The organism is Acrocarpospora corrugata, assembly GCF_009687845.1.
In the GTDB taxonomy this organism is placed as follows: domain Bacteria; phylum Actinomycetota; class Actinomycetes; order Streptosporangiales; family Streptosporangiaceae; genus Acrocarpospora; species Acrocarpospora corrugata.
Genome location: NZ_BLAD01000040.1, coordinates 1 through 12,667, shown reverse-complemented (window position 1 = coordinate 12,667; position 12,667 = coordinate 1). Strand labels below are relative to the sequence as shown.

Sequence of the window (12,667 nt, the reverse complement as noted above, 5' to 3'; positions counted from 1 at the left end):
TTTCCCCGGCGTTAGCCGGGAATGTGTGGTTTGTGGGACATATTGCTATCAGACGGGCGGATCGCGGAGATCTCCCCGAGCTCGTGCGAGCCCTGGGGCAGGAACACTATTTTCTCGACCGGCTGAACTCCCAGGCCATCGGCCATGGCGTGCTGCTCGTGGCCTGGCAGGACGCGACCCCCGTCGGCGACGTCTACCTCTGGCTCGCGGCGGCCGAGGAACGAGAACTCCGGGCCCATTTACCGGACGTTCCATTGATCACCCATTTGGAGGTCGTCGAAGGGCGTCGTAATAGGAGGGTCGGCACCCGGCTCATTCGCCACGCCGAACGGTATCTGTGGCTGGCCGGATTCAAGCAGGTCGCGCTCGGCGTGGCCCTGGACAACGAGGCCGCCCGGCGGCTGTACGCCCGCCTCGGATATGCGGAATGGCCGCACGGCCAGCTGGCCACCACGGAAGTCCTTTTCCACGCTGACGGCACACGTGAACTGAGACCGGAACTCTGCAGAATCATGACCAGGCGACTCGACCTCGACTAGGCCGGCAGGTCCGGGAGCACTTTGGCGCCGAACATCTGGATGAAGGCGGTCTGATCCTGGCCCACGTGATGCAGGTAGACCTCGTCGAAACCGAGGTCGACGTAGTCGGCCAGCCAGGCGCGGTGGCGGCCCAGGTCGGCGGAGATGTGCACCGCCTCGGCGACCAGTTCCGGGTGGACTGAGGCGGAGACGGCGTCGAAGAGTTCGGCGGTGTCCAGGTCCCAGCTGGCCGGCGGGCCGAAGACGTTGGAGCGCCACTGGTCGTACGCGACGGCCTGGGCCTCCTCTTCGGTGGGGGCCCAGCTGAGGTGGACCTGGACGGCGGCGGGGCCGCGGCCGCCCGCCTGGCGGTAGGCGTCCAGGACCCGGCCCGCCGCGGGGCCGCCGACGGTGATCAGGCCGTCGGCCCAGTCGGCGCACCAGGCGGCGGTGGCTTCGGAGACGGCCGCGCCGAGCAGGAGGGGCGGTTCCTGCGGGCGGGTCCAGAGGCGGGCGCGGTCGACGGTGACGAGGCCGTCGTGGCTGACCTCCTCGCCGGCCAGCAGGGCTCTGATCACGTCGACGCATTCGCGCAGGCGGGCGTTCCTGACGTCCTTGCGGGGCCAGCCGTCGCCGGTGATGTGCTCGTTGCTGGCCTCGCCGGTGCCCAGGGCGGTCCAGAAGCGCCACGGGTACATGGCGGCCAGCGTGCCGATGGCCTGGGCGATGATCGCCGGGTGGTAGCGCTGGCCGGGGGCGTTGACCACGCCCATCGGGAGGGTGCCGGCCTGGAGGGCCGCCCCGAGCCACGACCAGGCGAAACCGGACTGGCCCTGGCGGGCGCTCCAGGGCGAGAAGTGGTCGGAGCACATGGCCGCGGTGAAACCGGCCTGCTCGGCCTGGACGACGGCCGCCAGCAGCGCGGTCGGATGGGCTTGCTCATGGGAGGCGTGGAAGCCGTAGGTCGCCATCGCGGTCGACTACCCGGGGACGGCAGGGTCTCACTTCGGAACTGCTGGAGAGATCGCCGGCGCGAGGTGAGAATAGTGATATGTCGGATATCAGGGCGTTTCGCGCGGCGGATGTGACGTTACGGGTGACCTCGGCGGGGGAGCCGCTGGCGGGCCGGGAGGTGGTGGTCGCGCAGCGGGATCACGCGTTCCTGTTCGGGTGCATCGGGTTCGACTTCATCGATCTGGCCAACGGGACCGGGACCGAGGCGGACGAGCGCCTCGCCGAGCAGTGGTTCGGCCTGTTCAACGCCGCCACCCTCCCGTTCTACTGGGGGCAGTTCGAGCCCGAACGCGGGAAACCGGACACCGTGCGGCTGCTCAACACGGCCCGCTGGTTCGCCGAGCGCGGCTGCGTGGTCAAGGGGCACCCGCTCGCCTGGCACACGGTGACGGCGGACTGGCTGATGGACCTGACCAACGAGGAGATCGCGCGGGTCCAGGTCGAGCGGATCAAGCGGGAGATGACCGACTTCGCCGGGGTCATCGACTTGTGGGATGTCATCAACGAAGTCGTGATCATGCCGATCTTCGCGCAGTACGACAACGGCATCACCCGGATCTGCCGGGAGATGGGCCGGATCCCGATGGTCCGCATGGTCTTCGACGCCGCCCGCGAGGCCAACCCGCGCGCCACCCTGCTGCTCAACGACTTCGACATGTCCGCCGCGTACGAATGCCTGATCGAGGGCGTGCTCGAAGCCGGCATCAAGATCGACGCGCTCGGCCTGCAGAGCCACATGCACCAGGGCTACTGGGGCGAGGAGAAAACCCTCGCCACCATCGACCGTTTCGCCCGGTACGGCCTGCCGATCCACTTCACCGAGACGACCCTGCTGTCCGGCCACCTGATGCCACCGGAGATCGTCGACCTGAACGACTACCAGATCCCCGACTGGCCGACCACCCCCGACGGCGAGGCCCGCCAGGCGGACGAGGTCGCCCGGCACTACCGCACCCTGCTCTCCCACCCGTCGGTCACCGCCATGACGTACTGGGGCATGACGGACAACGGCTGGCTCGGCGCCCCCGGTGGCTTCGTCCGGACCGACGGAACCCCCAAACCGTCGTACGAGGCCCTGCACGCCCTCATCAAGGGTGAATGGTGGCTCCCGCCGACGACCCTGCGTACGGACGAGGAGGGCCGGGTCCGCTTCAACGGCTTCCTCGGGGACTACGAGGTCTCAGCGGGCGGGGACGCCGCCACGTTCACGGTCGCCGCCGCGGGCGAGACGGCGATCGAGGCGGCCCTCACGTGACGGGATCCTGCGCGCGTTTCGCCTGCCGGTAGACGCGCATCTTCGCGCGGGTGCCGCAGACCGCCATCGAGCACCAGCGGCTGCCGCGATTGCGGGACCGGTCGTAGAAGATCCATTCGCAGCGCGGCTCGTGGCAGGCTTTGAGCCGCTGCCACGAGCCGTCGGCCACCGCCCCCGCGACCGACGACAGGATCGTCGCCAGCGCGCCGCGAATGTCGGTGAGCGCGGGCCGCAGCCCGAGCGGATCGGAGCCGGCGTCGAAGCCCACGATGAGCGGGCAGTTCCTGGCGATGTGCGCGATCGCCTGGCGGGCTTCGAGGTCGGGGCCCGCGCCGTTGTTCTCGCGGAGCAGCGCGCGCACCGCCTCGCGCAGGACGACGGCGTCGTGGCGGTCGTGTTCACCCACCGGCACCGGGCCGAGCCCGTTGCGGGCCAGCCAGTCCGCCAGCCCCGCCGCGGTGGCGAACTCGTCAGGGCCGAACTCGATGCTGACGCTGTTGACGAACACCTGAACGAGGCCGAGCGAGCCCGGGGCCACGGCCCTGTCTGCCGGGGGGACCTTCATCCCTCCTATCTAGCTCATCAGGTGATGAAACGCTCGTCGATGGCCGGCCGAGGTCGTCCCAGTCCCCGGCCGGCTCCGGTCCGTGACCAGCGAAGACCCGGCCGGGGCCGACAGTGCGTCGCACAAAGTGTCATGGGCGGCTAACACTCACGTTTCGACCCGTTGACGGGCACGTATCCCCTATGTAACCTTTGGCCAGCGCTGCGCAAGAATCTTGCAAAGTGCTGTTCAATTTCTCGCTGTTCCTCGCAACTTCAGGGATGCACTGCGTCCGTGCACCTGCCCCCCATCCGCGTCCGGTGACGGCAACGCGCTGCACCGGCCCACCCCTGTCGTTCCTGACGAGAGATAGAAGACGCGATGAGAAAGACGCACGGACCGTTACGCATGGTCGCAGCCGCGCTCGCGGCCGGCCTTCTCGTCCTCGCGGGGTCGGTCGTCCCGGCCGCCGCCGCGGGCGGGCCCAACCTCAGCCTCGGCAAGACGGCCGCGGCCAGCTCCTCGACCGCGGGTCACGCGGCGGGCAGCATCAACGACGGCAACCAGGCCACCTACTGGGAGAGCACCAACAACAGCTTCCCGCAGTGGGCCCAGGTGGACCTCGGCAGCGCCACCAGCATCGACCAGGTCATCCTGAAGCTGCCCAACGACCCCGCCTGGCAGACCAGGACCATCACCCTGTCGGTCCAGGGCAGCAACGACGGCACCAGCTACGCCACGATCGTCGGCTCGGCCGGCTACACGTTCAACCCGGCCACGAGCAACACCGTGACCATCAACTTCCCGGCCGTTTCGACCCGGTACCTCCGGATCAACATCACGGCCAACAACGGCTGGCCCGCCGGTCAGCTCTCGGAGCTGGAGGTGTACGGAACCAGCACCGGAGGTTCCGCCAACCTCGCCCAGGGCAAGACCATGACGGGCAGCAGCGTCTCCCAGAACTACGTGGCGAGCAACGCCAACGACCTCAACCAGGCCACCTACTGGGAGAGCAACAACAACGTCTTCCCCGAGTGGCTCCAGGTCGACCTCGGCGCCTCCCTGCCGGTCAACCGGGTCGTGCTGAAGCTGCCGGCCTCCGGCTGGGCCACCAGGACCCAGACGCTCGCCGTTCAGGGCAGCCAGAACGGCTCGACGTTCACCGACATCGTCGCCTCGGCGGGTTACGTGTTCAACCCGGCCAACGGCAACACGGTGACGATCAACTTCAGCGGCACCACCACCACCCGGTACGTGCGGCTGAACATCACCGCCAACACCGGCTGGGCGGCCGGCCAGATCTCCGAGTTCGAGGTGTACGGCCCGACCACCGGTGACACCCAGCCGCCGACGGCGCCTGCCAACCTGGCCTTCACCGAGCAGACCGCCGGCCAGGTCCGCCTGACCTGGACCGCCGCCACTGACAACGTCGGCGTGACCGGGTATGACATCTACGCCAACAACACGCTACGGGCCAGCGTCGGCAACGTCACCACCTACACCGACACCCAGCCGGTCAGCGCCACGGTGACCTACTTCGTGCGGGCCAAGGACGCCGCCAGCCTCGTGTCGGGCAACAGCAACACCGTCACCCGCCAGGGCCAGAGCGGCGACACCCAGAACCCGACCGTGCCCGGCAACCTGACCTACACCGAGCCGGGCTCCGGCCAGATCCGGCTGGCGTGGACCGCCTCGACCGACAACGTCGGCGTCACCGGCTACGACGTCTACCGCAACGGCACCGTCGCGGCCTCGGTCGCCGGCAACGTGCTCACCTACACCGACACCCAGCCGGCCACCGCCACGGTGACCTACTACGTCCGGGCCAAGGACGCGGCCGGCAACCAGTCCGGTGAGTCCAACTCGGTGACCCGGCCCGGCTCCAACCCGCCGGGCACCAACCTGGCCACCGGCAAGGAGATGGTCGAGTCCGGCCACGTCCACACGTTCGTGGCGGCCAACGCCAACGACGGCAGCCTGGACACCTACTGGGAGGGCGCGTCCGGCACCTGGCCGAGCGTGCTCACCGTCAAGCTGGGCGCCAACGCCAGCGTCACCTCGGTGGTGCTGAAGCTCAACCCGTCCAGCGCGTGGGGCTCCCGTACCCAGAACATCCAGGTGCTGGGCCGCGACCAGGCCGCCACCGGCTACACCAACCTGGTGTCGGCGGCGAACTACACGTTCAACCCGGCCGCGCAGAACACCGTCACCATCCCGGTGACCGCGACCACCGCGGACGTGCAGATCCGGATCAACAGCAACACCGGCGCGCCCGGCGGCCAGATCGCCGAGTTCCAGGTGTTCGGCACCCCCGCCCCCAACCCCGACCTGGTCGTCACCTCGGCCACCTGGTCGCCCGCCTCCCCGGTCGAGACCGACGCCATCACGCTGTCGGCCGTGGTCCGCAACAGCGGCACCGCGAACGCCCCGGCGAGCAGCGTCAACCTCTACCTGGACACCACCAGGGTCGCCACGGTGAACGTGCCGGCGCTGGCCGCGGGCGCCCAGACGACCGTGACCGCCAACATCGGCCCGCGCGACGCCGCCGCCTACTCGGTGAACGCCAAGGTCGACGAGGCCAACACCATCATCGAGCAGAACGACGGCAACAACGCGTACGTCAACCCGGCCGCGCTGACCGTCCGCCCGGTCGACAGCTCCGACCTGGTGGCCTCGCCGGTGGCCTGGACCCCCAGCAACCCGTCGGGCGGCCAGACCGTCACCTTCAGCGTCGGCATCAGGAACCAGGGCACGGTGGCCTCGGCCGGCGGCGCCCACGGCATCACCCTGACCGTCCTCAACGACCAGGGCACCGTGGTCCGCACGCTGACCGGCACGCACACCGGCGTCATCAACGCCGGCGCCACCGCAGCCCCGATCGGCCTCGGCACCTGGACGGCCGCCAACGGACGCTTCACGGTCCGCGTCGTGCTGGCCAACGACGCCAACGAACTGCCGGTCAAGCAGGCCAACAACACCACCAACACCAGTCTCTTCGTGGGCCGCGGCGCGAACATGCCGTACGACCACCTGGAGGCGGAGGACGCCGTACGCGGCGGCGGCGCCGGCATCGTCGGCCCGAACCGCACCATCGGCGACCTCGGCGGTGAGGCCAGCGGCCGCCGCGCCGTCACCCTGAACACCAACGGCGCGTTCGTCGAGTTCACCACCCGGGCGCCCACCAACACCCTGGTGACCCGCTTCTCCATCCCCGACTCGGCGGGCGGCGGCGGCATCAACTCCTCGCTGAACGTCTACGTCAACGGCACCTTCCACAAGGCGATCAACCTGACCTCCAAGTACGTGTGGCAGTACGGCAACGAGGCGAGCCCGAACAACTCGCCCGGCTCCGGCGGCCCGCGTCACATCTACGACGAGGCCAACGTCTTCCTGAACAGCTCGTTCCCGGTCGGCACGAAGATCCGTCTCCAGAAGGACCCGGGCAACGACACCACCTACGCGATCGACTTCATCGACACCGAGCAGGTCGCCCCGATCGCCAACCCCGACCCGGCGAAGTACGTCGTGCCGACCGGCTTCACCCAGCAGGCCGTCACCGCCGCCCTCGACAAGGCGCGGATGGAGACCGGCTGGGAGGGCGTCTACCTGCCCGCCGGCGACTACCAGGTGTCGAGCAAGGTCACCGTCTACGGCAAGGCCATCAAGGTCGTCGGCGCCGGCCCCTGGTACACCAGGTTCTACGCCCCGACCGGCCAGGAGAACACCGACATCGGCTTCGACATGCAGTCGTCGGCGAACGGCACCACCTTCAGCGGCTTCGCGGTGTTCGGCAACTACACCCAGCGCAACGACGGTCCCGGCAAGGTCTGGAACCTGACCGGCGTGAGCAACATCACGATCGACAACATGTGGATCGAACACCAGATGGTCATGGTCTGGGGCACCAACGTCAGCAACCTGACGCTGACCAACAGCCGCGTCCGCAACATGTACGCCGACGGCCTCAACCTGACGAACAACAGCCGCAACAACACGGTCAGGAACATCGACGCCCGCTCCACGGGTGACGACGCCTTCGCCCTGTTCAACGCGGTCGACATCGTCCAGGGCGACAACACGGGCAACCTCTGGGAGAACCTCTCGGTGACCACCCCGTGGCGCGCGGCCGGCCTGGCCGTGTACGGCGGCTTCGACAACACCTTCCGCAACATCTACATCGCCGACACGCTGACCTACTCCGGCATCACGGTCTCCTCGCTCGACTTCGGCTACCAGTTCCGGGGCTTCGGCACCACGCCGACGGTGCTGGAGAACATCTCGATCATCCGGTCCGGCGGCCACTTCTGGGGCGCGCAGACCTTCCCGGCGATCTGGCTGTTCTCGGCCTCCAAGGAGTTCCGCGGCATCCGGATCAGCAACGTCGACATCGTCGACCCGACCTACAGCGGGATCATGTTCCAGACCAAGTACACCGGGTCGACCCCGGAGAACCCGGTCACGGACACGATCCTCACCAACATCACCATCACCGGCGCGCAGAAGAGCGGCGACGCCTTCGACGCCAAGTCCGGGTTCGGCATCTGGGCGAACGAGCTGCCCGAGCCGGGTCAGGGCCCGGCGGTCGGCTCGGCCACCTTCAACAACCTGGTGCTGAGCAACAACTTCCAGAACATCAAGAACACCACGTCGACATTCACCATCAACACCAACTGATCCCCATTGACGACGGTGCCGCCGGAGGTCTCGACCTCCGGCGGCACCGCCGTCAGTCCCACCAGAACGACCAGGCGTGCTTGCCCCGGATCTGCTCCGCGTAGTCCTCCAGGGTGCCCGGCCCCTGGATGATGCTGTCCGGGCAGAACGTCCAGTGCTCGGCCGCCACGTGCAGCGCGTGCAGCCCGCCGGTGGGTGGCGCGGCCACGCTCAGCTCCAGGGTGTTGAAGCCCGCCCCGACCACCAGCACCCCGAACCGCTCCTCCCAGCTGCGCAGCACCGCCGCCAGCGGGACCGTCCACTCGTTGTGGTTGATGGCGCCCTGCCAGCCCATCACGGCCAGCGCGTCGGCCCCCCGGTCGGCGGCCACCAGCCCGAGCGGCGTGCCGTTCCTGGACAGCACCTTGGCGTACCAGTCGGCCACCACGCCCGGCTCGGCCACCAGCGTGCCCGGCTCGGCCAGACCGGGGGAGACCGGTCCGAACGGCTCCAGATTGCCGATCTGGTCCTTGTCGGCCTGCTCCACCCAGTCGGCCCAGACCTCGTCCATGAAGTCGCCGGCCCGGAAGTTGTCGATCTCGGCGGCCGTGTCCGGCGCGATCTGCCCGATCGACCAGGGCTGCACCGACTCCTCCAGCAGCAGCGGCCACAGCCCCGACGCCGGATGCTCGGCCCGCAGCCGCGCCCACAGCTCGCCGGAGACCGGGTCGTCGCTCAGCCAGAACGCCGGACGGCGGTGGTCGCGCCGCCGCTCGAAGTTCGGGTCGGGCCAGACCGCCGCCCCTTCCGGCAGATCCACGCCCAGGGACCGCCCTTCGCCGTCGTCGGCGAAAAGCTCGCGTATCTCGGGTGGCAACTGCCCTTTCCTAACCGGCACGGCGAAGAGAATAGTTCACGCGTTCTTCGGGCGGTTTCGGGAACAGGTTGTTTGGCCTATCGTCATGCTCGTCGTCGCACGTGGAGGTCGCCATGCCGCCGCCCCGACCGTTGCGGCCGGGGGATCCCGAGCAGCTGGGGGAGTACCGGCTCACCGGGCTCATCGGCGAGGGTGGCCAGGGCACGGTCTTCCACGGCGAGACGGCCACCGGGACGCCGGTCGCGGTGAAGGTCCTGCACGCCCGGTTCTTCGAGCGGGCCGACGCGGAGCGGCGTTTCTTCAACGAGGTGGCGGCGGCCCGGCGGGTGGCCGAATTCTGCACCGCCCGGGTGATCGACGCCGACATCACCCACGCCCGGCCGTACATCGTGAGCGAATACGTGGACGGCGAGTCGCTGGACGAGCTCGTCCGCCGGGAGGGCCCGCGGGACGCGGGCGCGCTGGACCGGCTCGCGGTCGGCACGGCCGCCGCGCTGGCCGCCGTGCACCGGGCCGGGATCGTGCACCGCGACTTCAAGCCCGCCAACGTGCTGCTCGGCGCGGACGGCCCGCGGGTGATCGACTTCGGCATCGCGCAGGTGGTGGACGCCGCCGGGACCGAGGCCAGCCGGGTGCAGGGCTCGCCCGCGTACATGTCGCCGGAGCAGCTGGCGGGCCGCCGCCCCGGCCCCGCCTCGGACGTGTTCAGCTGGGCGGTCACCCTCAGCTTCGCCGCGACCGGCCGCCCGGCCTTCGGCAACGACTCCATCCCGGCCGTGATGAACCGCATCATGCACCGCGAACCCGACCTGGCCGAGGTGCCCGCCCGGCTGCGCGGCGTGCTCCGCGCCTGCCTGGCCAAGGATCCGGCGGCCCGGCCGAGCGCCGCCAAGCTCCTGATGACGCTGGTCCACCTGGAGGACGAGGCGGACCAGCCCCGTGGCCGCCTGCTCCCGCGCTGGGCGCTCGGCGCGCTGGCCGCCGTCACCGTGGCCGCCGCCGGGGCGGCCATCGCGATCCCGCTGTGGCCGCGCGGCCCTGCGGTGGTCCCCGCCGCCGTGCGGGCCGCGCCGATGGCCCTGGCCACCGTCGGCCCCGGCTTCGGCGAGCCGCTCGGCACGCCCTTCGCCGGCCACACCGGCGAAGTCCTCGCCCTGGCCACCGCCACCGCCGGGGAGCTGCCGGTGGCGGTCTCGGCCGGCCGGGACGGCACCGTGCGCCTCTCCGACGTGCGCACCGGCGCGGCGGTCGGGCGGGCCCGGACGGTCGGCGCGCTGTCGATCTCCGCGGTCGCCCTCGGCGACCTGGGCGGCCGCCAGGTGCTGGTCTGCGGCGGGTACGGCCGGGGGCTGTGGCTCTCCGATCTGGTCACCGGGCGGGCGATCGGCTTCGGCGGGCGGCCGGGTGACGTGCTGGCGCTGGCGGTGGCCAGCCGGGAGGGGCAGCCGGTCGTCGTCACGGCCGGGCAGCACGCGGTGCAGGTGATCGACCTGGCCACCGGTGAGGTGCTGCTGGCGGTGGGGGGCGGCGCGTCGGACGTGGCCATGTCGCGGATGGGCGGGCGGGAGATCATCGTGACTGCCGCCCTCGACGGGATGGTTCACCGGTGGGACGCCAGGACGGGGGAGGCGGTGGGCAGGCCGTTCGCGGCGCCCGGCTCGCGGCTGGCCCTGGCGGAGGTGAACGGGCGGCCGGTGGTGGTGTCCGGCGCCCCGGACAACACGCTGCGGGTGCTCGACCTCGAAACGGGCGCGCCGGTGGGGGAGCCGTATCCGGGGCACACGGACAGGATCAGCGCCGTCGCCACAACCGTGCTGGACGGGCGTCCGTTGGCCGTCACCGGGAGCTGGGACGGGACGGTCCGGGTCTGGGATCTCGGTTCGGGGCGTCCGCTCGGCGGGCCGCTGTCCGGGCCGGAGGGGTGGGTCACGTCGGTGGCCGTCACCGAGGTGGACGGGGTGCCGCTGCTGGTGGCCGGGAGCAGGGACGGCACTGTACGGACCTGGCGGCTCTAGCCGAGCGAGGCGAAGGCGATCACGTTGTCGGCGTAGTGACCCCGGCCCGCGTCGAACGAGCCGCCACAGGTGATCAGGCGCAGCTGGGCGTCGTGGGTCGGGCCGTAGACGGCCTCGGTCGGGAACTCGTCCTTCGGGTAGACGCGGACCTCGTCGATCCGGAACCGGACCCTGGTGCCGTCGGCGAGGTCCACGTGCACGACGTCGCCACGCTTCAGCTTCCCGAGCCGGGCGAAGATCCCCGGGCCCGACCGGCTGTCCAGATGCCCGGCGATCACGGCGGGGCCCGGGTCGCCCGGCCGTACCCCCGCCGAGAACCAGCCGGCCACCGCCGCCTCGACCGGCGGGATCATCACGCCCTTCGGGTCCAGGGTGAGCCGTTCCAGCGCGCTCCTGACGCCGATGGCGGGCATCGAGACGGAGACGGGTTCGGCGTGCCGTACCGGCGGGGAGACCACCGCGACCTGGCCCCGCACCGCCGACCAGCCCGGAACCGGGGTGGCCAGGGTGGGCGCCGGGGACGGGCGGGTGGTGCCGCAACCCGCCAGGACGGCCACCAGCAGGGCGGCCGGCAGGGCGCGCCGCATGTCAGGTCACGCGGCGGCGGCGCAGGACGACCGACAGGGTCAGGGCGATGCCGGCGAGCACGATCGCGACCCCGATGCCGCGCGGGGTGTCCCGGGTGGCGAGGCCGCCCAGGCCGGTGTCCACCGCGCCCTTCGGCGTCACCCCCGGCGCCGCGGCGTCCTGGAGGCTCAGGATGTCCAGGCCGCTCTTACCGTCCAGCACCACGACCGTGTTCGTGCTGCCCGGCGCGAGCACGACGTCCGCGCTGGCCGACCCCGACCCCGCGGCCACCGTGATCTTCTGCGTGGCCGCGTCGACCGGCCGGTAGTCAGGCGTGTTCGCGAACCGCAGCTCCTCCTCGAACACCGCGCCGCCCGCCGTCACCTTCAGCGTCCGCTCCTTCAGCGACGCCGCGATCACCCGCAGCCCCGCCTTCCCCGACGGCAGCGCCATCGAGTCAGGCAGCACCTGCAGCCGGATGCTCTGGTACGGACCCATCCCCGCCACCGTGTACGCGTTGCCCCCCGCCACCCGCACGTTCGCCGACAGCACCGGCGGCGTGCTCGCCCCCGCCCCCGCCGGGCGCATCGCCACCGTGTACTGCCCCGCGTTCAGGTTCTGGTACGGCGAGACGCCCCCGTACGGCACCGCCTTGAGCACCAGTTTCGGAGCGCTCCCGCCGAACGGATACAGATACACGTCCACCGCCGGCGTGTCCGGCGACAGATGCGCCAGCCGGACGTGCCCGACGGCGGCACTCTCGGCGTGCGCGGGGATCGAAAGCCCGAGGAAGAAAGTGACGAGAAGGGCGATACGCGGCAGGATCATGAGGGCCAGCTCCCTGGGGTTCAGGAGGAGAGGGAGCCCGTCGGGCTCGGTGCGGAATACCGGATGCGCAGGATTGTGGACGCTGCGTCACTCGGCTGAGCCAGTTTGACCTCTATGGGATGGAATTGTGATTGCTGCGCATCCAAGAACCTGACAATTCCCGAAATTTTGGTTTTTGAGGGCTTGTGTCCGTCGATGGAGCTGATCTCCACGCTGCGCAGCGGCACCCCGGGATCCGCGCCCGGGTCCCCGAACGCCCGCACGTACAGCCGATGGGAAGCGGTGATCGCCGCCAGCGCGCTCAGCAGCCGCGCGTCCACCTCACCCGCCGCCAGCTGCCTGGTCGCGTCCGGCGCCGCCGCTAGCCGCGGATGCCCGAGCAGCTCCCGCCCCGCC

General features: G+C 70.6%; 10 protein-coding genes. 4 read left to right on the top strand and 6 right to left on the bottom strand.

Annotated elements, in window-relative coordinates; translation table 11 throughout:
- Positions 1-83: 83 nt before the first annotated feature.
- Positions 84-539: a GNAT family N-acetyltransferase gene (locus Acor_RS07190; protein WP_170316827.1), complete on the top strand. Its 456-nt coding sequence runs from the start codon at positions 84-86 to the stop codon at positions 537-539.
- Here the strand turns inward: Acor_RS07190 and Acor_RS07185 are convergent.
- Positions 536-1,489, bottom strand: coding sequence for a TIGR03885 family FMN-dependent LLM class oxidoreductase (locus Acor_RS07185; RefSeq protein WP_155335774.1), 954 nt, complete (start codon positions 1,487-1,489; stop codon positions 536-538). The two genes, Acor_RS07190 and Acor_RS07185, sit on opposite strands and share 4 nt — an antisense overlap.
- Positions 1,490-1,569: 80 nt before the next feature.
- On the opposite strand from Acor_RS07185, the gene Acor_RS07180 reads away from it, so the two are divergent.
- Positions 1,570-2,787, top strand: coding sequence for an endo-1,4-beta-xylanase (locus Acor_RS07180; RefSeq protein WP_155335773.1), 1,218 nt, complete (start codon positions 1,570-1,572; stop codon positions 2,785-2,787).
- Here Acor_RS07180 and Acor_RS07175 read toward each other — a convergent pair.
- Positions 2,780-3,352 (bottom strand): CGNR zinc finger domain-containing protein, encoded by a 573-nt coding sequence (locus Acor_RS07175; RefSeq protein ID WP_155335772.1) that lies wholly within the window; start codon positions 3,350-3,352, stop codon positions 2,780-2,782. The genes Acor_RS07180 and Acor_RS07175 overlap by 8 nt on opposite strands.
- A gap of 360 nt (positions 3,353-3,712) precedes the next feature.
- On the opposite strand from Acor_RS07175, the gene Acor_RS07170 reads away from it, so the two are divergent.
- Positions 3,713-8,005, top strand: a complete 4,293-nt coding sequence (locus tag Acor_RS07170) for a discoidin domain-containing protein (RefSeq protein ID WP_155335771.1) — start codon at positions 3,713-3,715, stop codon at positions 8,003-8,005.
- 52 nt (positions 8,006-8,057) lie between these two features.
- On the opposite strand, the gene Acor_RS07165 is transcribed toward Acor_RS07170, so the two are convergent.
- Positions 8,058-8,882: a DUF4253 domain-containing protein gene (locus Acor_RS07165; RefSeq protein WP_246238476.1), complete on the bottom strand. Its 825-nt coding sequence runs from the start codon at positions 8,880-8,882 to the stop codon at positions 8,058-8,060.
- Positions 8,883-8,974: 92 nt separating this feature from the next.
- Here Acor_RS07165 and Acor_RS07160 point away from each other — a divergent pair, with 92 nt between their 5' ends.
- The gene (locus tag Acor_RS07160; RefSeq protein WP_155335769.1) at positions 8,975-10,876 is read left to right on the top strand and encodes a WD40 repeat domain-containing serine/threonine protein kinase; all 1,902 of its coding nucleotides are present in this window, start codon (positions 8,975-8,977) and stop codon (positions 10,874-10,876) included.
- On the opposite strand, the gene Acor_RS07155 is transcribed toward Acor_RS07160, so the two are convergent.
- From Acor_RS07155 to Acor_RS07145, 3 genes are all read right to left on the bottom strand, one after another.
- A complete protein-coding gene (locus Acor_RS07155; RefSeq protein WP_155335768.1) occupies positions 10,873-11,463 on the bottom strand; it encodes a class F sortase in 591 nt (196 codons plus the stop codon). The two genes, Acor_RS07160 and Acor_RS07155, sit on opposite strands and share 4 nt — an antisense overlap.
- Before the next feature lies 1 nt (position 11,464).
- Complete coding sequence (locus tag Acor_RS07150; protein WP_155335767.1) at positions 11,465-12,271, bottom strand: DUF4397 domain-containing protein; 807 nt, start codon at positions 12,269-12,271, stop codon at positions 11,465-11,467.
- A 20-nt stretch (positions 12,272-12,291) separates the two neighbouring features.
- A partial coding sequence (locus Acor_RS07145) for a hypothetical protein (RefSeq protein WP_218034167.1) occupies positions 12,292-12,667 on the bottom strand: 376 nt, incomplete at its 5' end.